The sequence below is a fragment of the Pseudarthrobacter scleromae genome, assembly GCF_014644515.1.
In the GTDB taxonomy this organism is placed as follows: Bacteria; Actinomycetota; Actinomycetes; order Actinomycetales; family Micrococcaceae; genus Arthrobacter; species Arthrobacter scleromae.
Genome location: NZ_BMKV01000008.1, coordinates 90,063 through 113,595, shown reverse-complemented (window position 1 = coordinate 113,595; position 23,533 = coordinate 90,063). Strand labels below are relative to the sequence as shown.

The window sequence follows — 23,533 nt, the reverse complement described above, 5'->3', positions numbered from 1 at the left end:
CGCCGGGCGCCCGCCACGCACAAACAGTATTAACGCAGCAGCCCCCGCAGCCCTGGCCGCGGGGGCTGCTGCGTGCCCCGGCAAAACCAACCTTCGACCTCAGCTAGAGGGTCAAGGCTCAACATGGGTGGAAAGTCAAGTTCCGTCGAATACCGTGTCGGTCGCTGTAACCTTGGGAAGAAGAAGGAACGGCGCTGGCATCCAGCGGCAGGAAATCACCGTCATCGAAAGTGTGGATAGATACGTGAGCAGCGAACAGGGTTCGGCAACTCTGGAGGGCACGGAATTTGACCTGGACAACGCGGTGATGGGCCCCACGGGACGCCCATACCGGGAGTTCCCGGAACCGGCACCGCTGTCCTCCCACGGTCCGGCGCGTGTGATCGCCATGGTGAACCAAAAAGGCGGCGTCGGCAAGACCACCTCCACCATCAACCTCGCGGCAGCGCTGGCGGAGTACGGGCGCCGGGTACTCCTGGTCGATTTCGATCCCCAGGGTGCGCTGTCGGCAGGGCTCGGCGTGAACCCCCACGAGCTGGACCTTACGGTCTACAACGTGCTGATGGACCGCAAGGTCAACATCCGCGACGCCATCCACCAGACCGGCGTCGAGAACGTCGACCTGCTGCCGGCCAACATCGACCTCTCCGCGGCCGAAGTCCAGCTCGTCAACGAGGTGGCACGCGAGCAGGTCCTGGACCGGGCGCTGAAGAAGGTCGAGGACGATTACGACGTCGTCCTCATCGACTGCCAGCCCTCCCTGGGCCTGCTGACGGTCAACGCCCTCACCGCAGCACACGGCGTCATCATCCCGCTGATCTGCGAATTCTTCGCCCTTCGTGCGGTGGCCCTGCTGGTGGAAACCATCGACAAGGTGCAGGACCGCCTCAACCCGCGCCTGCAGGTGGACGGGGTGCTCGCCACAATGTATGACGCCCGGACCCTGCACAGCCGTGAAGTCATCACCCGGCTGGTGGAAGCGTTCGGGGACAAGGTGTTCGAGACCGTCATCAAGCGTTCCATCAAGTTCGCGGACGCCACGGTGGCGGCGGAGCCGATCACCAGCTACGCAGGCAACCACATCGGTGCGGACGCCTACCGGCGCCTGGCCAAAGAACTGATTTCGCGCGGCGGCGCACCCTAGCCAGGACGTGGCCGAATCCAAGCCCGGCTTCGAGGTGCGGCTGGCCAACTTCACGGGTCCCTTCGACCTCCTGCTGGGACTGATCGCCAAGCACCAGCTGGACATTACCGAGGTGGCCCTCGCCACGGTGACAGACGAATTCATCAAGTACATCCGCAACCTGCAGAAAATGGGCGGGGAATGGGCGCTGGATGAAGCCAGCGAGTTCCTGGTGATTGCCGCGACGCTCCTGGACATCAAAGCTGCCAGGCTCCTTCCCGCGGGTGAGGTGGAAGACGACGAGGACATGGCGCTGCTCGAGGCCAGGGACCTGCTCTTCGCCCGGCTCCTGCAGTACAAGGCCTTCAAGCACGTGGCCGGTCTCCTGGGTGAAACACTGCACCAGGAAGCCATGCGCTTTCCCCGGCAGGTTGCCCTGGAGGAGCATTTCGCGGCCATGCTCCCGGAACTCGTGTGGAAGCACACCCCGGAACAGTTTGCCGCGCTGGCGGAAACTGCGCTGCGGCCCAAGGCGCCGAAACCCACCGAAGTGGGCCTGGCACATCTCCATGGCGGCAATGTCAGCGTTAAGGAGCAGGCGGAAATCGTGGGGCTGCGGCTCCAGCGGGAATCGCCGCTCACGTTCCGGGCCATCATCGCCGACGCCGAGTCCACCCTTGTGGTGGTTGCGAGGTTCCTGGCGCTGCTGGAACTGTTCCGGGACAAAGCGGTGTCCTTCGACCAGGTGTCGCCGCTGGCGGATCTTGCCGTCCACTGGACCGCCGGCAGCCGGCAGTGGTCCGCCGACAACCTAAGCGAAGAGTTCGAGGAGCAGCTGTGACCAGGGAAGCCACGGAAGACACGCAACTGGGGGAGGAGGACCTCGAAAACCTCCCGGGCGGGGCCAAGGCTGCCATTGAGGCTGTGCTGATGGTTATCGACCAGCCGGCCACAGAGGAGGAACTGGCAGCCGGCCTTGGCCTCACCGTGGACAAGGTCAGCGCGCTGCTGGCCGAACTGCAGCGCGAGTATAGCGGCTATACTGTTAAAGCCCCGGATATGGATCAAGCCAGTCACGCTGGTTTCGGCTCCAGCCCCCGGGGTTTTGAATTGCGGAACATCGCCGGTGGCTGGCGGATCTACTCCCGCACCGACTTCGCCGACATTGTGGGCAAGTATGTGCTGGAAGGCCAGACTGCCAGGCTTACCCAGGCAGCCCTGGAAACGCTCGCGGTCATCGCGTACCGGCAGCCCGTCTCAAGGGCCAGGGTTTCTGCAATTCGGGGTGTCAATGTTGACTCAGTGGTGCGGACACTCGCCCAACGCGGGTTGATCGAGGATTCGGGAACGGATCCGGAATCCGGGGCCATGCTGTACCGGACCACATCGTATTTCCTGGAACGGATGGGAATCGGCTCTGTGGCTGAGCTGCCGCAGTTGTCTCCCCATCTTCCGGGTCTGGACGGCATCGCGGAGTACTACGACGCCGAAGGGATCTAGGCAGTTTCGAGCTGCCTGGGCAAGGATATTTATCAGGGCAGATTATTTCTGCACGGCTGGTTAGGGTTGTCTCCGGACACCTTTCCGGCCAAACAATTGAAGGACGGGTCATGACACAGGCGGGACGCCAGGGTTCACCACGTAACAGCTCGGGACGCAACAATCCCCAGCGCAACACCTCCCAGGGTGGCAAGTCAGCGGGCGGGTTCCGCGGCGGTGCCCCGAAGCGGGGCGGCGGGTTCGGCATCGACCGCCCGCAGCGCGCACCCAAGCCGCGCGAGGAACGCTTCATCGATCCGGATCTGGCGTCGGACGGCCCCCAGCAGGGCCGGGGCGCCGCAGATCCAAAGGCCGCCAGGCCTTCCTCACGGAAGCCTGCAGCGCGCAAGCCCGGAGCCAAGAAGGCGCCGGGCACTCCAGGCGCCCTCAAGCCGAAGCCGCGCACCGGTGTGCCCGGTGCCGCAGCCTCCCGTGCTTTCGGCAGCGAACGCTTCGGCCAGAACCTGGGGCCAGTGCGCCGGCCGTCACGGAAGAAGGGCCCGCGCGGCGACGTTCCCCAGTCGGAACTCCACGACGCCGACGGCGTGCGCCTGCAGAAGGTCATGGCCTCGGCCGGCGTCGCCTCCCGCCGCGTCTGCGAGGAGATGATTGCCGAGGGGCGGGTGGAAGTGGACGGACAGGTCGTCACCGAGCTCGGTGTCCGGGTTGATCCCAAGACCTCCGTCATCCACGTGGACGGCCTGCGCATCCAGCTGGATGAGAACCTCGTCTACATGGTCTTCAACAAGCCGAAGGGCGTTGTCTCCACCATGGAGGACCCTGAGGGCCGGCCCTGCATCAGCGATTTCCTCAAGAGCAACAAGAACACCGGCGAACGGATGTTCCACGTGGGGCGTCTCGACGTCGCCACCGAGGGGCTGCTCCTGCTGACGAACGACGGCGAACTGGCCAACCGCCTGACGCACCCCTCCTACGAAGTGCCCAAGACGTACCTGGTACAGGTCCGCGGTCCCTTCCCCCAGGGTATCGGCGCGCAGCTCAAGGAAGGCGTGGAACTGGAGGACGGCTTTGCGTCCGTCGACTCCTTCCGGCTGGTTGACTCAACCCCCGGCCACGTGTTGATCGAAGTTGTGCTGCACTCGGGCAAGAACCGTATTGTCCGCCGCCTCTTCGACGCCGTCGGCTTCCCGGTCCTGCGGCTGGTCCGCGTCAAGGTGGGCCCTATCGGCCTGGGTGACCAGCGCCAGGGCAGCATCCGCAACCTCGGCAAGCAGGAAGTCGGGCATCTGCTGGCATCCGTAGGGCTCTGAGGCATGTCCGCCTTCCATAGCCAGGGCCGCGGGCACCTGGATGGTCCGGTGGTGGTCCTCGGGACCGGCCTGCTCGGCGCCAGCATTGGCCTGGGCCTGCGCGGACGGGGCGTTCCGGTGTTCCTGTCCGACCCCTCGCCCACGAACCAGGCGGTGGCCGTGGACATCGGCGCAGGCCGGCCGCTGCCGGAACTGGGCAGCGATGTCCCACAGCTGGTGGTGGTTGCTGCGCCGCCGGACGTTACGGCCGACGTCGTGGATAAAGCCCTCTCGGATTTTCCCCGCTCAGTTGTGGTGGATATAGCCAGCGTCAAGGCGGGCATCCTGGACAGCCTGCGGCGCCGCGGCGTCGACCTGTCCCGGTATGTGGGCACCCACCCCATGGCCGGGCGGGAAAAGTCAGGCCCGGTGGCTGCCCGGGGCGAGCTGTTCACCTCGATGCCGTGGGTGGTGTGCCCCACAGAGGAAACCTCTGGCGCCGCCCTCCAGACGGCCCGTTCCCTGGCCTCGGACCTGGGCGCAGTTGTATCCCAGTTCACGGCCGATGAGCACGATGAAGCTGTTGCCCTGGTGTCCCACTTGCCCCAGGTCATGTCCTCGCTGCTGGCGAGCCGGCTCCAGGGTACGCCGCTGCATGCCCTGTCCCTGGCCGGCAACGGGCTCCGGGACGTCACACGGATAGCGGCGAGTGACCCGTCCCTGTGGGTCCAGATCCTCGGCGGCAACGCTGCGAAAGTCGTGGAAATCCTCTACGGCGTCCGGGAGGACCTCAACCGCCTGATCGGAACGCTCGAGGACCCCACGGCTCCGGGCGCACGGCTGGACCTCGCGCAGCTCATGAGCGAAGGCAACGCCGGCCAGGCACGTATTCCGGGCAAGCACGGCGGGCCGCCGCAGGCGTACTCCTGGCTGACCGTCCTGGTGGACGACAAGCCAGGACAGATCGCCCGGCTCCTCACGGAAATCGGCGAGATCGGCGTCAACCTCGAGGACCTCCGCCTTGACCACTCGTCCGGCCAAAACGTAGGTATGGTGGAAATCTCCGTGTTGCCGAACAAGCATGACCACCTGATCGAAGCACTCAACGACCGCGGATGGCGGGTACTCCAGTAATGACACAGGAACTTCTCGATACCATGCCTGCGCTGCGCATCGGCCGGCCGCTGGTGGTGGCCATTGACGGCCCGTCCGGCTCCGGCAAGTCCAGCGTCAGCAAGGAAGTGGCCCGCAGGCTCAGGCTCGCGTACCTGGACACCGGCGCGATGTACCGTGCCCTCACCTGGTTCTGCGTCAACAGGGGCATCGACCTCGACGACGCCGCAGCAGTTGAACAGGCCGCACGCGACCTCGTCCTGGAACTGAGCACCAGCCCGCTGGAGGAGTACGTTCGGGTGGACGGTGTTGACGTGACCGACGCCATCCGCGAGCCGGCCATTTCCTCCGCCGTCAGCGCCGTGGCCACCACACTGGGGGCCAGGACTGAGCTGATCCGCCGGCAGCGGGAACTGATCGAAAAGCACCACCGCCGCATGGTGGTGGAGGGCAGGGACATCACTACCGTCGTCGCGCCCGGGGCGGAAGTCCGGATGCTGCTCACCGCCAGCGAGGAAGCGCGGCTGCGCCGGCGTGGAATCCAGCTTGGCGGCACCCAGAATGCCGAGCAGCTGGCGGCGCAGGTGACCCACCGCGATGCCAAGGACTCTTCCGTCGTGAACTTCACCAAGGCCGCCTCCGGTGTAGTGACGCTGGATTCGTCGGACCTCGACTTCGACCAGACCGTGGCCGCAGCCCTGGTGATCGTGACAAAGGTCCTCAACCGTGACTGACGGCAGGCCGGGTGTTCCCTCTGGCCTGACCATGGCGTGGAGCAGGCCGGTGGGCTGGATCCTCGACCACGTGGTGTACCGGACCACCGTCAGGGGCCGGGAGAATGTTCCTACCGGCGGGCCCGTGATCTTTGCGGGCAACCACATCAGCTTCCTGGACGGGCCGGTCATGTTCGGCGCGTCACCGCGCCCCATGCACATCCTGGTCAAACAGGAGATGTTCAAGGGCTTCCTCGGCCAGGTGCTGACAGCTTCGGGCCAGCTGCCGGTGGACAGGCGCGGCGACCGGACCGCGCTGCAGCGGTGCAAGGAAGTGCTCGACGCCGGCCGGTGCGTTGGCATCCTCCCCGAAGGAACCAGGGGGAGCGGGGCAGCGGCGGACATCAACGGCGGCGTCGCCTGGCTGGCGCTGAACTCCGGTGCCCCGGTGGTCCCCGTGGCCATCCTGGGCACCCGCAGGGGAGCGGAGCACCTCGATTCCGTGCCCCGGCCGGGCAGGCGCTTCCACGTCAGCTTCGGAAATGCCCTCACCCTTGCCCGCCGGGCAGGGGAAAGCGGGCGTGCTTCAATGGACAGGGCGGCGCTGGAAATCCGCGCCGCGCTGGCAGGGCACGTCCAGGACTCCATTCAACTCAGCGGGCAGCCACTGCCTTTCGCAGATGCCCGCCAAGACTTAACAGCAGTAGCCGGGACGCCGGCAGATGACCACTAAGGACAGTGCAATGAGCGATACGACTCAAACTCCCGGCCACTTCGGCGCCGGCGAAGACGAATACACGCCCACGGGCACGGACCAGGTGGCCGAGCGGCTGGCTGCCATTGACGACGACGAGGCAGAGCTCCGCGCGGCGTCCCTCCGGGCGGGCCTGGAGGACTACGACCTCGACGAGGAAGACGCCGCACTGCTGAGCGGCGAATACGGCGACGAGGACTTCGACGGCCCCGTCAAGCTCGATCCCGTCCTGGCCATCATCGGCCGGCCCAACGTGGGTAAGTCCACGCTGGTGAACCGTATCCTGGGGCGCCGCGAAGCCGTGGTGGAGGACACCCCCGGAGTCACCCGCGACCGCGTCATGTATTCCGCCAACTGGAACGGCCGCAACTTCACCCTGGTGGACACCGGCGGCTGGGAACACGACGCCCGCGGTATCCATGCCCGCGTGGCCGAGCAGGCCGAGATGGCCGTTGAGCTCGCGGACGCAGTGCTCTTCGTGGTGGACTCCGCCGTAGGGGCAACCGCCACCGACGAGGGCGTCATGAAGATGCTGCGCCGCAGCAAGAAGCCGGTCATCATGGTGGCCAACAAGGTGGACGACTTTGCCCAGGAGGCGGATTCCGCCACACTGTGGGGCCTGGGCTTTGGCGAGCCCTACCCGGTCTCCGCGCTGCACGGCCGCGGCGTGGCGGACCTGCTGGACCACGTGATGGACGTGCTTCCGGAATTCTCCACCATCGAGGGCCTGGAACGCTCCGGCGGACCCCGCCGCATCGCCCTGATCGGCCGCCCCAACGTGGGCAAGTCCTCCCTGCTGAACAAGCTGGCCGGGACTGAACGGGTGGTGGTGGACAACACCGCCGGCACCACCCGCGATCCGGTGGATGAGTTCATCGAACTCGGTGGCCGGACCTGGCGCTTCGTGGACACGGCAGGCATCCGCCGCCGCCAGCACATGGCGCAGGGCGCGGACTACTACGCTTCCCTCCGCACGCAGGCCGCGCTCGAAAAGGCGGAGGTCGCCGTCGTGCTCCTTGCCGTGGACGAGGTCCTCAGCGAGCAGGACGTCCGGATCCTGCAGCTCGCCATTGAGTCGGGCCGCGCCCTGGTGCTGGCCTTCAACAAGTGGGACCTGCTCGACGACGAACGCCGGCGCTACCTCGAGCGTGAAATCGAGCAGGACCTGGCCCACGTGGAATGGGCACCCCGCGTAAACATCTCGGCCAAGACCGGGTGGCACAAGGACCGCCTGGTTCCTGCCCTGGACCTGGCGTTGGAGAACTGGGACAAGCGCATTGCCACCGGCCGCCTCAACGCGTTCCTTGGCGAGCTTGTTGCCGCCCACCCGCACCCCGTCCGCGGCGGAAAGCAGCCGCGCATCCTCTTCGGCACGCAGGCATCCAGCCGTCCGCCGAAGTTCGTCCTGTTCACCACCGGTTTCCTGGACCCCGGATACCGGCGCTTCATCACCCGCCGGCTGCGGGAAACGTTTGGCTTCGAGGGCACGCCCATCGAGGTCAGCATGCGCGTGCGGGAAAAGCGCGGCAAGAAGCGTTAATTCCGGTGTTGTCTCCGACACACCAGAGGGCTGAATCCGGGAAAGTGTCACTGGCACGCTCCGGGATCGTGTAAGCTCTTCTAGGTGGTTCGGCCGGACTGCTGGTGGAAATCCTGGGAGCGATTCAGGGATCAAGCACAGCGGAGAACGGCAGAACCAGCGGGCTGTAGCGCAGCTTGGTAGCGCACTTGACTGGGGGTCAAGGGGTCGCAGGTTCAAATCCTGTCAGCCCGACCAACAAGCGGAAGCGCCGGAGAAAATCTCCGGCGCTTCCGCTTTTTGTGTGGTTACTTGAGGAACTTCGAGGTCCTGCGGTCAGCCAGGATCTTCCCCTTCGTCTGGCAGGTGGCGCAGTACTGCAGGGAGGTGTCGGCAAAGGAAACCTCTCGGACCGTGTCTCCGCACACCGGGCAGGGCTGGCCCGCCCTGGCATGGACGCGCATGTGGCTCCGTTTCACGTCCTTGAGATCCTTCGGCGGCTTGCCGCTGGCCTCCGCCAGCGCAGTGCCCAGGACGTCATGGATGGCGTCGTACAGCACCTGGACGGTTGCCCGGTCCAGGGATTTGGCGGTGGCAAACGGCGAGATACGGGCGGCATGCAGAATTTCGTCGCTGTAGGCGTTGCCGATGCCGGCTATCACGCCCTGGCTGCGCAGGAGTCCCTTGATCTGCTGGGAACTGGACCCCAGGATCCCAGCCAGCATGTCGGCGTCGAACGCTTCACTGAACGGGTCCGGGCCCAGCGTGGCGATGCCCGGCACCTCCCGGGGATCTTTCACCACATAAACCGCCAGGCTCTTCTTGGTGCCCGCCTCGGTGAGGTCGAAACCGCGCGGGCCCCCGGGGCCGGTGAAGGCAAGGCGGGCGGCGATGTGCCCCTTCCCCATTTTCAGCTGGGCGTCGGTGGGGGAGTCCGTGAAGCGGACCCAGCCCGCCCTGGCCAGGTGGAAGACGAAGGAAATGCCGCCGGTGTCAATGCTGATGAACTTTCCGAAGCGCCGTACACCGGTGACGGTCCTGCCCTCGAGGGCACTGAAGGGGGGATCGGCTGTCTTCAGCACGGCAAAGGACACGATCTGCACTTTGGAAACCACGGTTCCCTGCAGGTGGTCGTCCAGGTAGCCTGCCAGGCCGGAAACCTCGGGGAGCTCAGGCATCCGTCACCCGCCGTTCCTGGCGTGGCCGCTGACCGTGCGTACGCTCATGCGTCCCATCTTGTCAGAAACCCCGGCGAACGCCCCGGCAGTTGTGCCTATACTTTCAACGCAGCCCGTTTCCCGGGCCGCGTTGACAGTGGTGTTCGACCCGATGAAAGGCCCCTGATGAGCAACATTCCCGAAGATCTGTCCTACACCGCCGAGCACGAGTGGGTCACCGCACCCAATGCCGACGGCGTGGTCCGGGTAGGCATCACCGACTTTGCCCAGGACGCACTCGGGGATGTTGTCTACGCCCAGATGCCGGAAGTTGGCACCAAGATTACGGCAAACGAAGTTGTGGGCGAGGTGGAGTCCACCAAGAGCGTCAGCGACATCTACGCTCCCGTCAGCGGCGAAGTTGTGGGCCGGAACGAGTCCCTGGACACCGATTCCGCCCTGATCAACACCGATCCCTATGGGGATGGCTGGCTGATCGAGATCAAGCTTGCCGAAGCTGACGCCGTCGACTCATTGCTCAGTGCATCGGAGTACGAACAGCAGGTAGGCTAAAGCTAACCGGAATTTCCGGTCCGGCCCAGGGCGAAGCCAGAATGTCTTCGCACGTCAGCGGCCGGATCGGCAGCCGGTTCCGGACCTGCGCTGCAGGCCCGGAGGACATATGTTGGTTGCAGGCCTGACGGCCGCAGCGGAAAGAGGAGGAGTCCATGGCTGGCCACACACAGAACCCTGCCGACGGGGAATACGGCTCGGGTGCGGCCAGGGAGTCGGAGACCACCTCCATCCATCTCACCCCGGTGAGGGATGAGCCCACGATCACACCCAAACTCTCGTCCGAGGAGCGAAGCTCCGTGGAGGCGCTGCCGGCTGGTTCGGCGCTGCTGGTCGCCCACAGCGGCCCCAATGCCGGCGCACGGTTCCTGCTCGACTCCGATGTCACCACGGCAGGCCGGCACCCGGACGCCGATATCTTCCTGGACGACGTCACAGTCTCCCGCCGCCACGTCGAGTTCCGCCGCACGGCACGCAGCTTCGAAGTGGTGGACAAGAACAGCCTGAACGGCACCTACGTCAATCACGACCGAGTGGACAGCGTGGAGCTCAAGTCCGGCAGCGAAGTCCAGATCGGCAAGTTCCGCCTCACCTTCTACCTGAGCCCTGCCACCGCTGCAGGCCGCGGCTGAACCGGGGACCACTGCCTGTGGCAATGGCACAACCGGAACGCCGGGGACCCCAGGTCCTCAACATCGGGGAAGTCCTCGCACAGCTCAGCGGGGACTTTCCCGGCATGACTGCGTCCAAAATCAGGTTCCTTGAGGAAAAAGGGCTGATCAACCCCCGCCGGACGCCTGCCGGGTACCGGCAGTACTCCGACGGCGACGTCGAGCGGCTGCGCTTCGTGCTGGCCCTGCAGCGGGACCAGTACCTTCCCCTGAAAGTCATCAAGGACTACCTTGACGCGATCGACAGGGGCGAACGCCCGGAGAACCTGCCGCCCGGCGTCGTTGTTTCCCCCCGCATCGTCTCCGACGAGCTGGCGGCGGAACTGCAGAGCCGGGGGCGCAAGCTCACCGAGGAACAGCTCCGCACCGAGTCCGGCGCGAGCGTGCCGCTGTTGCAGTCCCTCCTGAGCTTTGGTCTGATCAGCCACACCAACGGGCAGTTCGACGAGCACGCCCTCCAGGTGGCCCGGGCCTGTGTCCAGCTGGAAAGCCACGGCCTTGAACCCCGCCACCTGCGCCCCTTCCAGGCGGCTGCCGAGCGGGAGTTCGGCCTGGTGGAACGCGCGGTGGCGCCGCTGGCGTCCCGCAAGGACGCTGCGTCCCAGGCGCGCGCGGCCGAGGCCGCCCGTGAAATCAGCGACCTCTGCCTCACCCTGCACCGGGCTCTGGTGCAGGACCATATCTCACGCATGGACATCTGATGATTGAAGTCGAGATTGTAGGCGTTCGCATCGAACTGCCTTCCAACCAGCCGCTGGTCCTGCTTCGGGAGATGCACGGTGAGCGGCACGTGCCCATCTGGATCGGTACTCCCGAAGCCAGCGCCATCGCCCTGGCCCAGCAGGGCGTCGTGCCGCCCCGTCCCATGACCCACGATCTCCTGGTGGACGTGGTGGAAGCGCTGGGGCACTCGGTGGTCAGCGTCAACATCGTGGCAGTGGAGGACAACATCTTCTACGGCCAGCTCCAGTTCGAGAACGGCACCACGGTGAGTTCGCGGGCCTCGGACGCGCTTGCAGTGGCGCTGCGCGCGAAGTGCCGGATCTGGTGCGCCGACTCGGTCATGGACGAGGCCGGCGTGCGCATCACAGAGCACGACGAGGGAGAGGACACCGAGCCTGGCCCCACCGTTGACGAAGAGCGCGAACTGCGCCGGTTCCGCGAGTTCCTGGACGATGTGGAACCCGAGGATTTCGACGGCTAAGGTCACGTTAAGGTTAAAGTTGAGGATGAAACTTTCGACACGCCTCGTGAAACCCCTCAGGGTCTTTGACCTTGCAGGCCGCCGGGCCTAACGTCGAAGTATCAAGTTCCCATTGCTTACGGCAGCCTCGCAAGTCACACTGGAAAGTGCGCCCCGCGAAAATTACATGCATGGTCTTCATGCACCGCTGCTGCAGTAGTTACCCGGGAGCGCATGACAAGGAGGATCCAGGTGAGTCCCAAAGGCGAAGCAGGCGGGCTGAAGCAGCCCACGGCTGGTGTTGCTGTGCCCGCGAGCGGTGCCCAGGGCCTCCTGTTTACCGAGGACCTTCCTGTACTGGACGAGGACGCCGGTTACCGGGGCCCCACGGCCTGCAAGGCTGCCGGCATCACCTACCGCCAGCTCGACTATTGGGCCCGCACCGGCCTGGTGGAGCCTGCGGTCCGCGGCGCCGCCGGGTCCGGATCCCAGCGACTCTACGGCTTCCGCGACATCCTTGTCCTCAAAGTGGTCAAGCGCCTCCTGGACACGGGGGTATCGCTGCAGCAGATCCGCAGCGCCGTGGAGCACCTGCGGGAACGCGGCGTCGAGGACCTTGCCCAGATCACGCTGATGAGCGACGGCGCGAGCGTCTACGAGTGCACCTCCGCCGATGAAGTCATCGATCTTGTCCAGGGAGGGCAGGGCGTCTTCGGAATCGCCGTGGGCCGGGTGTGGCGTGAAGTGGAAGGCAGCCTGGCATCACTTCCCAGTGAGCACGCCGCCGAACAGTCCTTTCCGGACGACGAACTGAGCAAACGCCGAGCAGCCCGCAAAATCAGCTGAGGCTTAACAGATAAGGGGCCGTCCTCCATATGGAGGACGGCCCCTTATCCGTTTAACCGGACTTGACGGCTTGGTGCCTTACCGGGCGCGGCTGCGCAGGCCGCTTCCCACTGCCATCACGTTTGCCAGCAGGTCATCGAAGAGTGCCGCGGCAGACTTTGCGGAGTCGCCGGGCCAATGGTGCACGGGGTGGGCGGCGCCCTGGATCTGCTGCCAGTTGGCCTGCTCGGGGATCCGGGGGCTCAGGAGGAGGTCGCCGAACATGGATTCCATTTCCGCGAGCCGGTAGGTGTGTTCGGAGGACCCTGACCGCACCCGGTTTGCCACGATGCCTGCGGGGGAGAGGTTGGGGGCGAACTCCTGCCGGAAAAGCTGGATGGCCCGCATGGTCCGTTCGGTCCCCGCCACCGAGAACAGGCCGGGCTCGGCTACCAGTGCCACCTTGTCGCTGGCAGTCCACGCCATCCGGGTCAGGCCGTTGAGCGACGGCGGGCAGTCCACCAGGACAAGCTGGTAATCGCCGCCGGTGGCCAGCACCGAGGAGAGCCTGCGGAGGTCCCGGCGGCGCAGGTCCGGCCGGTCGTAGATGCCCGTGTAGGCGGATCCTACGGCGACGTCAAGCACTGCCGGGCCGGAGCCGTTGGCCTGGGTCCGTGCCGTCCAGCTGCTGCGGACCACGTTTTCGGCCAGGTTGGCGCGGCGGGGGCTCTTGAGCATCCGGCCAATATCCAGCTGGTCGCCGGGCTGCACGCCCAACGCAGTGGTGGCATCTGCATGCGGATCAAGGTCCACCACCAGCGTGCTGATGCCTGCGGCCAGCGCCGCGGACGCCAATCCTGTGGTGACGGAAGTCTTGCCGACTCCACCCTTGAGGCTGCTGATGCTGACTACTTGCACTTGAGAGACCAAAACCTAACGCCGGATGCCGTGTTGGGGGTAATGTTTGCTCCGGCAGTGCCGAAGCCGGACGGTCCTGCCGCCCTACTCATCATATGTTGATGCGTCGGCGAATCCTGCTTTATCGGGCGTCGGCATGGCACCGACTGTGCTGCGGGGGCGGTTTCCGCCCGCGGCGGCAAAAGGGTTCGGGACATGACGGGGAAATCTGTGATGGTGGCCACAAAGATTTGTGTTTGTCCTTGTAGGTCCTAGACACTGTGACCACTCACCGATCCACCCGCAATGATGCAGGAGAAGTATGTTTTCCAAAGTTCTGGTGGCCAACCGCGGCGAAATCGCGATCAGGGCCTTCCGCGCCGGCTACGAGCTGGGCGCCAAGACCGTTGCCGTATTCCCCCATGAGGACAGGAACTCGATCCACCGCCAGAAAGCGGACGAGGCCTACCTGATTGGCGAAGAGGGCCACCCCGTCCGGGCATACCTGGATGTTGACGAAGTAGTGCGGGTGGCCAAGGAATCCGGAGCGGACGCAATCTACCCGGGCTACGGTTTCCTTTCCGAGAACCCGGACCTCGCCAGGGCAGCCAAGGCTGCCGGCATCACGTTCGTTGGGCCGCCCGCAGAGGTCCTGGAACTGGCGGGCAACAAGGTGGCAGCGCTGAAGGCTGCCCGCGACGCCGGCGTGCCGGTCCTGAAGTCCAGCGCGCCGTCCAAGGACCTGGACGAACTCATTGCGGCTGCCGACGACATCGGATTCCCCATCTTCGCCAAGGCCGTCGCCGGCGGCGGTGGCCGCGGCATGCGCCGGGTGGATACCCGGGAAGCCCTCCCCGAGGCCCTGCAGTCCGCAATGCGCGAAGCCGATGCGGCATTCGGCGATCCCACCATGTTCCTGGAGCAGGCCGTCCTCCGCCCGCGCCACATCGAGGTACAGATCCTGGCCGACGCCGAGGGCAACGTCATGCACCTCTTCGAGCGCGACTGCTCCATCCAGCGCCGCCACCAGAAGGTCATCGAAATCGCGCCGGCCCCCAACCTGGACGAAGGCATCCGCCAGGCGCTCTACCGGGACGCCGTCAAGTTCGCCAAGGCACTGAACTACGTCAACGCCGGCACCGTGGAGTTCCTGGTGGACACCGTCGGTGAGCGCGCCGGCCAGCACGTCTTCATCGAAATGAACCCCCGCATCCAGGTGGAGCACACGGTCACGGAGGAAGTGACCGACGTCGACCTGGTCCAGGCACAGATGCGCATCGCCTCCGGCGAGACGCTGGCGGACCTGGGCCTCTCGCAGGAGACGGTGCACCTCAAGGGCGCGGCGCTGCAGAGCCGCATCACCACGGAGGACCCCGCGAACGGCTTCCGTCCCGACGTCGGAAAGATCACCGGTTACCGCTCCGCCGGCGGTGCAGGAGTACGGCTCGACGGCGGCACGGTTTATTCGGGTGCCGAGATCAGCCCGCATTTCGATTCCATGCTGGTGAAGTTGACCTGCCGGGGCAGGGACTACCCGTCCGCCGTCGCCCGTGCCCGCCGTGCGCTGGCGGAGTTCCGCATCCGCGGCGTCTCGACGAACATCTCGTTCCTGCAGGCAGTGCTTGACGACGCCGATTTCATTGCAGGCGACGTCGCTACCTCCTTCATTGACGAGCGCCCGCAGCTGCTCAAGGCCCGCGTTTCCGCCGACCGCGGCACCAAGCTCCTCACCTGGCTGGCCGAAGTCACCGTCAACAAGCCCAACGGTGAGCTGACCGTCCACTCCAACCCGGCCAGCAAACTGCCGTCGGTCAAGGACAAGCAGGCTGCACCCGGCTCCCGCCAGAAGCTGCTTGAACTGGGACCCGAGGGTTTTGCCAAGGCCCTGCGCGAACAAACCCCGGTGGCTGTCACGGACACCACCTTCCGGGACGCACACCAGTCGCTGCTGGCCACCCGGGTGCGCACCCGCGACCTGGTGGCGGCCGGCCCCGCGGTCACGGCACTGCTGCCGGAGCTGCTGTCCGTTGAGGCCTGGGGCGGCGCCACCTACGATGTGGCCCTCAGGTTCCTGGGCGAAGATCCCTGGGACCGGCTCGCAGCCCTTCGCCAGGCCCTCCCGAATGTGTGCCTGCAGATGCTCCTCCGCGGCCGCAACACCGTGGGCTACACGCCTTACCCGGAGGAGGTCACCGAGGCCTTCGTCAACGAGGCCGCGGCAACCGGCATCGACATCTTCCGGATCTTCGACGCCCTGAACGATGTCAGCCAGATGGCTCCTGCCATCCGTGCAGTCCGGGCAACCGGCACCGCTGTCGCCGAGGTGGCCCTGTGCTACACGGCGGACATGCTGGACCCGGACGAAAAGCTGTACACGCTGGATTACTACCTGGAGCTGGCACAGAAGATCGTGGACGCCGGAGCCCACATCCTGGCGATCAAGGACATGGCGGGCCTGCTCCGTCCCGCCGCGGCCGCGAAGCTCGTTGCGGCCCTCCGGGAACGGTTTGACCTGCCGGTGCACCTGCACACCCACGACACCGCGGGCGGCCAGCTGGCCACCCTCCTTGCTGCCGTGGACGCCGGTGTGGACGCCGTGGACGTTGCCTCGGCATCGCTGGCCGGAACCACCAGCCAGCCGTCGGCCTCGGCACTGGTTGCGGCACTGGCCCACACACCCCGCGACACCGGCCTGAGCCTGGCCGCGGTGAGCTCCCTTGAGCCCTACTGGGAAGCGGTCCGCCGGGTCTACGCGCCCTTCGAATCCGGCCTGCCGGGCCCCACCGGCCGCGTGTACCAGCACGAGATTCCGGGTGGACAGCTGTCCAACCTCCGCCAGCAGGCCATGGCTCTGGGCCTGGGCGAACGGTTCGAGGCCATCGAGGACATGTACACCGCCGCCGACCGTATCCTTGGCCGCCTGGTCAAGGTCACGCCGTCGTCGAAGGTAGTCGGTGACCTTGCCCTGCACCTGGTGGGCCTGAACGCGGATCCGGCCGACTTCAACGAGAACCCGCAGAACTATGACATTCCCGATTCGGTCATCGGGTTCCTGTCCGGTGAGCTCGGCGATCCTCCGGGCGGATGGCCGGAGCCGTTCCGCACCAAGGCCCTGCAGGGCCGCAGCGTGAAGGTCCGGGACGCGGAACTCAGCGCCGAGGACAGTGCTGCCCTGAAGTCCGACTCGAAGACCCGGCAGCACACGCTTAACCGGCTGCTCTTCGACGGTCCCACCAAGGACTACCTCAAGAGCGTGGAGACCTACGGCAACCTCTCCGTTTTGGACACCCGCGACTACCTCTACGGCCTGCAGCGCGGCGCGGAGCACGAAATCCAGCTGGAGAAAGGCGTACGCCTGATTGCTTCCCTGGAAGCGGTGTCGGAGCCGGACGAGAAGGGCATGCGCACCGTCATGTGCACCCTCAACGGCCAGTCCCGGCCCGTCGTGGTGCGGGACCGGTCCGTGGTGAGCAACGTGAAGGCCGCCGAGAAGGCGGACCCGGGCCAGCCCGGCCACGTTGCGGCGCCCTTCGCCGGTGCCGTCACCCTGACGGTCAAGCAGGGCGATGAGGTCAAGGCAGGCGACACCGTGGCCACCATAGAGGCAATGAAGATGGAGGCGTCAATCACGACGCCGGTGGCCGGCAAGGTTTCCCGCCTCGCCGTCTCCGCCGTCGAACAGGTGGAAGGCGGAGACCTCCTGCTGGTGGTCGAGCAGTAGGGCACGGCAGCGAGTGATACGACGAGAGGGTCCCCCGTCAGGAGGACCCTCTCGTTTGTTTGCGGCAGTGGTTGAGGCAGGGCCTGATCCTCTGCGTGCTATTCCCCCCGCCCCGCTGAGGCCGCTTCGCGGCGAGCGGGGGCACGGGGCCCCTTTTACGCACGCTGCCGGACCAGGCCTGCCTCATGAGATGCCTGCTACGAGCGTGGTGCGGAGTACATTTCCTCGATGACCGTTTCAAAGTCCTTCATCACTTGGGCACGCTTGACCTTCATGGAGGGAGTCAGGTGACCGGACGCCTCGGTGAAATCGGCGGGCACGATGCGGAACGACTTGATCGCTTCGGCCTGCGAGACGGAGGTGTTGGCCGCCGTGATCAGGTCCTGGACGGCCGCCTTGACCACGGGGTTGTTCGCGGCGTCCGCAAGGGAGGTGTCCGCGGGGAGGTTGTGGCGCTGGAGCCAGCCGGGGAGGGCTTCTTGATCCAAGGTGACCAGCGCACCGATGAACGGCCGGTTGTCACCCACCACCAGCACCTGCGAGACGAGCGCATCCGCCCGGATCTGGTCTTCCAGCAGGGCGGGAATGACGTTCTTCCCGCCGGCGGTGACAATGATTTCCTTCTTGCGCCCCGTGATCCAGACGAAGCCGTCCTCATCCAGGCGGCCTATGTCTCCGGTGCGCAGCCACCCGTCCTCGAACGTTTCGTCGGTGAGGTCCGGGCGCTCGTAGTAACCCCGCATAACGCAGACACCCTTCGCAAGGATTTCCCCGTCCTCGGCGATCTTGACCGAGTTACCGGGCAGGGGCTTCCCGACGGAGCCGATCTTGATCCGTGACGGCGTGTTCACGGAAATGGGGGCGGTGGTTTCGGTCAGGCCGTATCCCTCGAGCACCTGCAGCCCTATGCCCTGGAAGAAGTGGCCCAGGCGTTCGCCCAGGGGGCCGCCGCCGGAGACTGCGTGTGCCACGTGCCCGCCCATGGCCGCCCGCAGCTTCCCGTAGACCAGCTTGTCGAACAAGGCGTGGCGGAGCTTCAGTCCCAGGCCGATGCGGCCGTCCTGCCGCGCCTTGGAATACGCGATGGCAGTGTCGGCCGCCTTGTGGAAGATCGCACCCTTTCCGCCGTCCTCCGCCTTGGTCAGGGCAGAGTTGTAGACCTTCTCGAAGACGCGCGGCACCGCGAGGATGAACGTGGGCTCGTAGCTCTGGAGGTCTGCCAGGAGGTTCTTGATGTCCGGGGTATGGGCCACCGTGGTGCCGGCAGCCATCGCAAGGACGGAGATGAAGCGGGCGAAGACGTGTGCCAGGGGGAGGAACATGATGGTCTTGGCGTTTTCATGGACGATTTCGCCAATAATGGCCAGCGCGTTGTCCGAGAGTTCGACGAAGTTGCCATGCGTGAGTTCGCAGCCCTTGGGCCTGCCTGTGGTGCCGGACGTGTAGATGATGGTGGCGGTGTCGCGCAGTCCGGCGGTTTTCCTGCGGGCTTCAAGGTCGTCGTCGCTGACGCCGCGGCCGGCTTCGCGGAGGGCATCGAGACCGTTCCCTTCGAGCTGCCAGACATGCTGGAGCGCGGTGAGTGCTTCCGCCGTCACGGCCTGGCGGATGGTGTCCTCATGGTGGGCTGCCTCGCCGAAGGCGGCCACAGCGCCGGAGTCACCGAGGTTCCACGCAACCTGGGAAGGCGAGGACGTTTCGTAGATGGGGACGGAGACGGCTCCGGCGAACCAGATGGCAAAGTCCACCAGGGACCATTCGTACCGGGTGCGGGACATGATGCCCACGCGGTCGCCCGCTCCCACGCCGCTGGCCATCAGTCCTTTTGCAAGCGCCCGGACGTCCGCCAGGAAATCAGTGGCGGAAATGTCCTGCCAGGCTCCGGAGGCATCGAGCCGCGAAAAGAGTGCCGGGTTGCTGGCCTTTGCTGCCTGCCGCAGCACTAGGTCGGTGATGTTGGTCTCCGGTGGGACAACAACAAGAGGCGGAACACTGAATTCGCGCACTATAGCTCCTTTGATATCCGAGGTCCCGCGCAGGGGTATGCCTAAAGACTAGTACGCCCATGCGTGACCATGCAGTATCTAAAGTTACTGGCCGGTAACTTTGCCGTCAATGCTGCCCCGCGGACATGCCGGCAGCAGCTCCGCCTGTCCGCGCACGGCCGTGGAATATGCCCACCTAGAATGGGGAACTATGTACGCACCGCCCCCCGGCAAGCAGCCCGGGCCCTTGAGCAGAACTGCCCCCTGGAGGGCGCGGCCCACCTCGCGCCGGGCCGGGACACGGCACGACGGCGGGGGCTTCCGTGAGCATCTTCGCCTCGGCCGCAAGGGCCTCGCCATTGGAATCGATATCGGCGGGACCAAGGTGGCGGCCGGCGTCGTGGATGCAGACGGACGCATCCTCCGCGAAGCGCGGCGCGCGACCCCCGGCAGCGACCCCCGGGCCGTGGAGCAGGTCATCGTGGAGCTGGTGGAGGAACTGGGCAGGGGGCATCGCATCTGGTCCGTGGGCATCGGCGCCGCCGGGTGGATGGATCTCGACGGCGGCACGGTGCTTTTCAGCCCCCACCTGGCCTGGCGCAATGAACCGCTCCGGGCAAACCTGCAGCAGCTCCTCCGCCGGCCCGTACTCCTGACCAATGACGCCGATGCCGCGGCGTGGGCGGAATGGCGCTTTGGCGCGGGGCAGGGGGAAGACCGGCTGGTCTGCATCACCCTGGGCACCGGCATTGGCGGCGCCATGGTGATGGACGGCAGGGTGGAGCGCGGACGGTTCGGCGTGGCAGGCGAGTTCGGCCACCAGATCATCATGCCGGGCGGGCACCGGTGCGAATGCGGAAACCGCGGCTGCTGGGAACAGTATGCCTCCGGGAACGCGTTGGGGCGCGAAGCCCGTATCCTGGCGCGCGCAAACTCTCCGGTGGCGCAGGACCTGCTTGCGGCCGTCGGCGGGCGGACCGAAGCAATCACGGGTGCTATCGTCACGGAGCTGGCACTTGCCGGTGACCCGGCGTGCCGCGAGCTGCTTGAGGAAGTGGGGGAGTGGCTGGGGCTGGGGCTGGCCAATCTGGCGGCGGCGCTGGATCCAGGACTTTTCGTCATCGGCGGCGGCCTGTGTTCAGCAGGCGACCTGCTGGTGGAGCCTGCCCGGAAGGCCTTCGCCCGCAACCTGACGGGGCGGGGTTTCCGGCCGGCGGCCGGCATCCAGCTGGCTGCCCTCGGGCCGAATGCCGGACTCATCGGAGCCGCGGACCTGTCCCGCGTCAGCAGCCGGGCGCGCCGCTGACGGCACGCGGCGCGCTCCTCCGGCGTTGACCAGGGGGAGCACAGCCGGGGAAGCCGGCCGCGCTAAACCCGTGCGCCGTCGTCGTTCTCGTCTTTTTCCTGCGGAAGCTTCATGATCAGGTAGACGGTTCCCAGGACGAACGCGGCCACAATAGCCACGATGGCCAGGAGCGGGGCGGAGCGCCAGAACATGACGGACAGCAGGAGCGCCACCGGCCCGCCCACGGCGGCGAGCCACGCAAGCATGGTCAATGGATCTGTCCCGGCCAGGCTGGGCGGTTCCTCCGGGACGAATTCACCGTCATCCGGGTCCACATCGTAGTCGCGGGGGCCGGAAGGGAAGCCCGCCTCGACGCCGGGGCCCGCTGTTTCCGCTGAGGCCTGCCGTTCCGCCGCGGACAACTCCGCGGGGACTGCGCCCGCAAGGCCCAGCGGGTCGAAGTCGCGGAATGCCGGCGGCCTTCCGCCCGGTGCTGCAGCATCCAGGCGCGGCGCCGCATCCGTAGCGGGATCGATGTCGGTTCCGGTTCCGGTGGTGCTGCCCGGGCCTGCATGCGGGACGCCGGATTCAAGGCGGGCCACGAGGTCCAGCCAGACGGCGTCGTCGGGGTTAGCGCCCTGGTCCTGGGGTCCGGGGTCAGGCCTGTTCATGGGGCGTGGCCTCCAGGTTCGATGTTGCATTTGCGGCTGGCCGTTCCGGGTTTCCGCCGGAAACCCTTGACCGGATGAAGTCCACGGAGCCCTGGAAAATCTGCTCGGCGTCGTTGTCCAGGGTGGCCACGTGGTAGCTGTTTTCAAGACTGACCAGATCCAGGGGAGCGTGGGTCAGTCCGCGGCGGAGGGCATGGATGCTGGAGTCGGATACCACGTGGTCAACGGTGGACCGGTAGACCCTCACCGGAGCGGTGACCCTGGGCAGGATCCTGATGGTGTCCTTGAACAGCTTGTTGAGCTCATGGGCGGCAGCTACCGGGGTTCGCGAATAGGCGCCCTCGTCCATGCCCTTTTTAAGGATGTCGTTTCCGACGGCCGGCGTACTTTTCATGACCAGCTTCAGGATGCCGGCGAGGGGCGCTCGCGGATCGTCAATGACCAACCCCGGGTTGACAAGGACCACCCCGGCCACAGGGCGGGTGGCAGCGATCCGCAGGGCAAGCGCTCCACCCATGCTCAATCCTGCCGAGAAGACATAATCGCAGCTGGCGTCCAGCTCCAGGTAAGCGTCGTCCAGCGCGCCGTGCCACTGCTGCCACCGCGTACGGGCGAGTTCCTGCCAGCTGGTGCCGTGACCGGGCAGCAGGGGCATGCGCACGGCGAAGCCGGCGCCGGCCAAGGCCTGGGCCCAGGAACGCAGCCCGTGCGGGCTGCCGGTAAACCCGTGGGAGAGGACCACTCCGATGCGGGGCCCGTCGCCGGTGCAGCCGCTGCTGAAGGGGCTGTGGTCCAGGCCGGAGGTCATGGAGTCTCCAATGCGGTGTTCTGGCGGGCGAGGGCGTGGAAGAAAGCACTGGATTTCGCAAAGATCTCCGGTGCGTCCACGTCCAGCGTAGCCACATGTCCGCTGCTGTGGAGGTCCACCACCTCAGTGAGGTGGCTGCCGAGTCCTTTCCGGAGCAGTGCCAGGGACGTCGGCGGTACCACGGCATCGGTGCGGGACTTGAAGACCTGGACCGGCGCCGTGACTTTGGGCAGGCCGCGGGCCGCTGCACCAAAGAGCTTCTTCAGCTCGTGCACCGCTGCCAGGGGAGTACGTGAGTAGTCCCCGTCATTGGTGACTGCCGCCGTCGCCTGTTCCTCCTCTATTGGGAGGGTTGTCCGCTGGAAGTACTTCAGCACTCCGATCACCCGGACCCGCCGGTCGTAGAAGCTCAGGCCCGGGTTGACCACGGACACCCCGGCAACGGTGTGACGGGAGGCCGTCAGCAGCGCAATGGCCCCGCCCATGGAGAGCCCGGCCACAAAGCACGTTTCGGTGTTCCGCGCGAGCTCCAGGTAGGCGGCCTCGAAGCTGCGGTACCAGTCGGTCCACCGTGTCCTGGCCAGGTGGCGCCAGTCCGTCCCATGGCCCGGTAACAGGGGGACGGTCACGGCGTAACCCTGTGAAGCGAGGTGCTCGGCCCACGGCAGGACACTGAGGGGGCTTCCCGTGAAGCCATGGCAGATGGCGATGCCGATCCGCGCATTGGGCCCGTGTCCGGGATAGCTGAAAGCGGCAGGAGGGGACGGGATGCTGCTTTCGCTCATGCCTCCATCGTGTCACTGTTCCGGACAAATCTCACTAGAGTAGGGTTGCATTGAACTGCTGGCCAGGCCCGACGCGGGGCCTGCAGGCCGCCTTCCGGAGAGGTTTCTCACGTGTTCTATTGGGTCATGAAGCGGATCTTCCTCGGTCCTGTGTTGAAGCTCCTTTTCCGCCCCTGGGTCAAGGGACTGGACAATATTCCGGCTGAAGGCCCGGCGATTATTGCGTCCAACCACCTCTCCTTTTCCGATTCAATCTTTATGCCGCTGATGGTCCGCCGTCCGGTGGTTTTCCTGGCCAAATCGGAGTACTTCACCGGCACTGGAATCAAGGGCAGGCTGACTGCCCTGTTTTTCCGCCTGACCAACCAGCTGCCCATGGACCGGTCCGGGGGAGCTGCCTCCGCGGCGTCACTGACTGCCGGCATGGAGGTCCTCACGCATGGCGGACTGCTGGGCATCTACCCTGAGGGCACGCGGAGCCCGGATTCCAGGCTTTACAGGGGCAAGGTTGGCGTGGCCAGGCTTGCGCTGCAGGCCGGGGTCCCGGTGATTCCTGTCGCCATGATCGGTACAGACAAGGTCCAGCCCATTGGAAAGCGGCTGCCGAACATCCGCAGGATCGGCATGATCTTCGGGGAACCGCTGGATTTCAGCCACTACCGGGACCAGACCGAGGACCGCGACATCCAGCGGAAAGTCACCGATCAGATCATGTTCGAACTGATGCGTCTCTCCGGGCAGGAATACGTGGACGAGTACGCCGCGGTTGTAAAGCTGCGGCTGGCAGGCAAGGCGGTTGAGCCTGCAGCTGCCGCCGAGCCCCTGGCAACGCCCGCACCTGAATCCGGCAGTGTAAGTCAGGCCTCTCCCGGCGCCGGCAAGGGCGGTCCTTCGGATGACACGCGAAAAGCGGACGACGGCGGTGCTGCCGCGGGCTGAGCGGGTTGTGACGCGGCAGGCC

General features: G+C 66.0%; 22 protein-coding genes and 1 tRNA gene. 17 read left to right on the top strand and 6 right to left on the bottom strand.

The annotated features are described in order from the left end of the window. The first annotated feature begins 244 nt into the window (after nucleotides 1–244). The 9 genes from IEX33_RS17935 to IEX33_RS17895 all read left to right on the top strand — a co-directional run bounded on the left by IEX33_RS17935 (nucleotide 245) and on the right by IEX33_RS17895 (nucleotide 8,269). Nucleotides 245–1,144, top strand: a complete 900-nt coding sequence (locus tag IEX33_RS17935; protein ID WP_104188770.1) for a ParA family protein — start codon at nucleotides 245–247, stop codon at nucleotides 1,142–1,144. Between the two features lie 7 nt (nucleotides 1,145–1,151). After that, on the top strand, nucleotides 1,152–1,964 hold the full coding sequence (locus IEX33_RS17930) for a segregation and condensation protein A (RefSeq protein WP_188732269.1): 813 nt from the start codon (nucleotides 1,152–1,154) through the stop codon (nucleotides 1,962–1,964). Then, nucleotides 1,961–2,623 (top strand): SMC-Scp complex subunit ScpB, encoded by a 663-nt coding sequence (gene scpB / locus IEX33_RS17925; protein WP_188732268.1) that lies wholly within the window; start codon nucleotides 1,961–1,963, stop codon nucleotides 2,621–2,623. The genes IEX33_RS17930 and scpB overlap by 4 nt, the downstream gene beginning before the upstream one ends. Nucleotides 2,624–2,733: 110 nt before the next feature. Continuing rightward, complete coding sequence (locus tag IEX33_RS17920; RefSeq protein ID WP_188732267.1) at nucleotides 2,734–3,933, top strand: pseudouridine synthase; 1,200 nt, start codon at nucleotides 2,734–2,736, stop codon at nucleotides 3,931–3,933. A 3-nt stretch (nucleotides 3,934–3,936) separates the two neighbouring features. Then, nucleotides 3,937–5,046, top strand: a complete 1,110-nt coding sequence (locus IEX33_RS17915) for a prephenate dehydrogenase (protein ID WP_188732266.1) — start codon at nucleotides 3,937–3,939, stop codon at nucleotides 5,044–5,046. Then, complete coding sequence (gene cmk / locus IEX33_RS17910) at nucleotides 5,046–5,759, top strand: (d)CMP kinase (protein ID WP_188732265.1); 714 nt, start codon at nucleotides 5,046–5,048, stop codon at nucleotides 5,757–5,759. Before IEX33_RS17915 ends, cmk begins: the two co-directional genes overlap by 1 nt. A gap of 31 nt (nucleotides 5,760–5,790) precedes the next feature. Beyond that, nucleotides 5,791–6,471: a lysophospholipid acyltransferase family protein gene (locus IEX33_RS17905; protein ID WP_188732286.1), complete on the top strand. Its 681-nt coding sequence runs from the start codon at nucleotides 5,791–5,793 to the stop codon at nucleotides 6,469–6,471. A 10-nt stretch (nucleotides 6,472–6,481) separates the two neighbouring features. After that, nucleotides 6,482–8,032: a ribosome biogenesis GTPase Der gene (gene der, locus IEX33_RS17900; protein WP_104188756.1), complete on the top strand. Its 1,551-nt coding sequence runs from the start codon at nucleotides 6,482–6,484 to the stop codon at nucleotides 8,030–8,032. 160 nt (nucleotides 8,033–8,192) lie between these two features. Next, nucleotides 8,193–8,269 (top strand) — tRNA-Pro (locus IEX33_RS17895). Nucleotides 8,270–8,319: 50 nt separating this feature from the next. Here the strand turns inward: IEX33_RS17895 and IEX33_RS17890 are convergent. After that, on the bottom strand, nucleotides 8,320–9,189 hold the full coding sequence (locus IEX33_RS17890; RefSeq protein WP_188732264.1) for an Fpg/Nei family DNA glycosylase: 870 nt from the start codon (nucleotides 9,187–9,189) through the stop codon (nucleotides 8,320–8,322). 165 nt (nucleotides 9,190–9,354) lie between these two features. On the opposite strand from IEX33_RS17890, the gene gcvH reads away from it, so the two are divergent. The 5 genes from gcvH (at nucleotide 9,355) to IEX33_RS17865 (ending at nucleotide 12,441) form a co-directional block, all read left to right on the top strand. After that, a complete protein-coding gene (gcvH, locus tag IEX33_RS17885) occupies nucleotides 9,355–9,741 on the top strand; it encodes a glycine cleavage system protein GcvH (protein WP_104188752.1) in 387 nt (128 codons plus the stop codon). Between the two features lie 155 nt (nucleotides 9,742–9,896). After that, nucleotides 9,897–10,373: an FHA domain-containing protein gene (locus tag IEX33_RS17880; RefSeq protein WP_188732263.1), complete on the top strand. Its 477-nt coding sequence runs from the start codon at nucleotides 9,897–9,899 to the stop codon at nucleotides 10,371–10,373. Between the two features lie 23 nt (nucleotides 10,374–10,396). Next, nucleotides 10,397–11,113, top strand: coding sequence for a transcriptional regulator FtsR (gene ftsR / locus IEX33_RS17875; protein ID WP_188732262.1), 717 nt, complete (start codon nucleotides 10,397–10,399; stop codon nucleotides 11,111–11,113). Next, a complete protein-coding gene (locus IEX33_RS17870) occupies nucleotides 11,113–11,616 on the top strand; it encodes a bifunctional nuclease family protein (protein WP_009358600.1) in 504 nt (167 codons plus the stop codon). The genes ftsR and IEX33_RS17870 overlap by 1 nt, the downstream gene beginning before the upstream one ends. A gap of 231 nt (nucleotides 11,617–11,847) precedes the next feature. After that, nucleotides 11,848–12,441, top strand: a complete 594-nt coding sequence (locus IEX33_RS17865) for a MerR family transcriptional regulator (protein ID WP_066275050.1) — start codon at nucleotides 11,848–11,850, stop codon at nucleotides 12,439–12,441. A 78-nt stretch (nucleotides 12,442–12,519) separates the two neighbouring features. Here the strand turns inward: IEX33_RS17865 and IEX33_RS17860 are convergent, their stop codons facing one another. Further along, nucleotides 12,520–13,338 carry a ParA family protein gene (locus IEX33_RS17860; RefSeq protein WP_188732261.1) on the bottom strand — a complete coding sequence of 273 codons (819 nt, stop codon included), beginning with the start codon at nucleotides 13,336–13,338 and terminating at the stop codon, nucleotides 12,520–12,522. 301 nt (nucleotides 13,339–13,639) lie between these two features. Here IEX33_RS17860 and IEX33_RS17855 point away from each other — a divergent pair, with 301 nt between their 5' ends. Then, on the top strand, nucleotides 13,640–17,038 hold the full coding sequence (locus tag IEX33_RS17855) for a pyruvate carboxylase (RefSeq protein ID WP_188732260.1): 3,399 nt from the start codon (nucleotides 13,640–13,642) through the stop codon (nucleotides 17,036–17,038). 197 nt (nucleotides 17,039–17,235) lie between these two features. On the opposite strand, the gene IEX33_RS17850 is transcribed toward IEX33_RS17855, so the two are convergent. Next, complete coding sequence (locus IEX33_RS17850; protein ID WP_188732259.1) at nucleotides 17,236–19,044, bottom strand: AMP-dependent synthetase/ligase; 1,809 nt, start codon at nucleotides 19,042–19,044, stop codon at nucleotides 17,236–17,238. 190 nt (nucleotides 19,045–19,234) lie between these two features. On the opposite strand from IEX33_RS17850, the gene IEX33_RS17845 reads away from it, so the two are divergent. After that, entirely contained in the window at nucleotides 19,235–20,329 is a 1,095-nt protein-coding gene (locus tag IEX33_RS17845) for an ROK family glucokinase (RefSeq protein ID WP_104188737.1), read from the top strand. A gap of 62 nt (nucleotides 20,330–20,391) precedes the next feature. On the opposite strand, the gene IEX33_RS17840 is transcribed toward IEX33_RS17845, so the two are convergent. From IEX33_RS17840 to IEX33_RS17830, 3 genes are read right to left on the bottom strand one after another with little or no spacing between them, the layout of a single operon-like run. Beyond that, nucleotides 20,392–20,979, bottom strand: a complete 588-nt coding sequence (locus IEX33_RS17840) for a hypothetical protein (protein WP_188732258.1) — start codon at nucleotides 20,977–20,979, stop codon at nucleotides 20,392–20,394. Beyond that, on the bottom strand, nucleotides 20,966–21,787 hold the full coding sequence (locus IEX33_RS17835) for an alpha/beta hydrolase (RefSeq protein WP_188732257.1): 822 nt from the start codon (nucleotides 21,785–21,787) through the stop codon (nucleotides 20,966–20,968). Before IEX33_RS17835 ends, IEX33_RS17840 begins: the two co-directional genes overlap by 14 nt. Continuing rightward, nucleotides 21,784–22,572 carry an alpha/beta hydrolase gene (locus tag IEX33_RS17830; RefSeq protein WP_188732256.1) on the bottom strand — a complete coding sequence of 263 codons (789 nt, stop codon included), beginning with the start codon at nucleotides 22,570–22,572 and terminating at the stop codon, nucleotides 21,784–21,786. The genes IEX33_RS17835 and IEX33_RS17830 overlap by 4 nt, the downstream gene beginning before the upstream one ends. A gap of 111 nt (nucleotides 22,573–22,683) precedes the next feature. Here IEX33_RS17830 and IEX33_RS17825 point away from each other — a divergent pair, with 111 nt between their 5' ends. Then, a complete protein-coding gene (locus IEX33_RS17825) occupies nucleotides 22,684–23,511 on the top strand; it encodes a lysophospholipid acyltransferase family protein (RefSeq protein ID WP_188732255.1) in 828 nt (275 codons plus the stop codon). Nucleotides 23,512–23,533 lie beyond the last annotated feature (22 nt).

Coding starts and splice junctions, on each gene's coding strand:
- IEX33_RS17845 (WP_104188737.1), top strand. CDS start 19,235: ATGTACGCACCGCCCCCCGGCAAGCAGCCCGGGCCCTTGAGCAGAACT.
- IEX33_RS17835 (WP_188732257.1), bottom strand. CDS start 21,787: ATGACCTCCGGCCTGGACCACAGCCCCTTCAGCAGCGGCTGCACCGGC.
- IEX33_RS17905 (WP_188732286.1), top strand. CDS start 5,791: ATGGCGTGGAGCAGGCCGGTGGGCTGGATCCTCGACCACGTGGTGTAC.
- cmk (WP_188732265.1), top strand. CDS start 5,046: ATGACACAGGAACTTCTCGATACCATGCCTGCGCTGCGCATCGGCCGG.
- IEX33_RS17880 (WP_188732263.1), top strand. CDS start 9,897: ATGGCTGGCCACACACAGAACCCTGCCGACGGGGAATACGGCTCGGGT.
- IEX33_RS17915 (WP_188732266.1), top strand. CDS start 3,937: ATGTCCGCCTTCCATAGCCAGGGCCGCGGGCACCTGGATGGTCCGGTG.
- IEX33_RS17830 (WP_188732256.1), bottom strand. CDS start 22,572: ATGAGCGAAAGCAGCATCCCGTCCCCTCCTGCCGCTTTCAGCTATCCC.
- gcvH (WP_104188752.1), top strand. CDS start 9,355: ATGAGCAACATTCCCGAAGATCTGTCCTACACCGCCGAGCACGAGTGG.
- der (WP_104188756.1), top strand. CDS start 6,482: ATGAGCGATACGACTCAAACTCCCGGCCACTTCGGCGCCGGCGAAGAC.
- IEX33_RS17855 (WP_188732260.1), top strand. CDS start 13,640: ATGTTTTCCAAAGTTCTGGTGGCCAACCGCGGCGAAATCGCGATCAGG.
- IEX33_RS17890 (WP_188732264.1), bottom strand. CDS start 9,189: ATGCCTGAGCTCCCCGAGGTTTCCGGCCTGGCAGGCTACCTGGACGAC.
- IEX33_RS17870 (WP_009358600.1), top strand. CDS start 11,113: ATGATTGAAGTCGAGATTGTAGGCGTTCGCATCGAACTGCCTTCCAAC.
- ftsR (WP_188732262.1), top strand. CDS start 10,397: ATGGCACAACCGGAACGCCGGGGACCCCAGGTCCTCAACATCGGGGAA.
- IEX33_RS17920 (WP_188732267.1), top strand. CDS start 2,734: ATGACACAGGCGGGACGCCAGGGTTCACCACGTAACAGCTCGGGACGC.
- IEX33_RS17840 (WP_188732258.1), bottom strand. CDS start 20,979: ATGAACAGGCCTGACCCCGGACCCCAGGACCAGGGCGCTAACCCCGAC.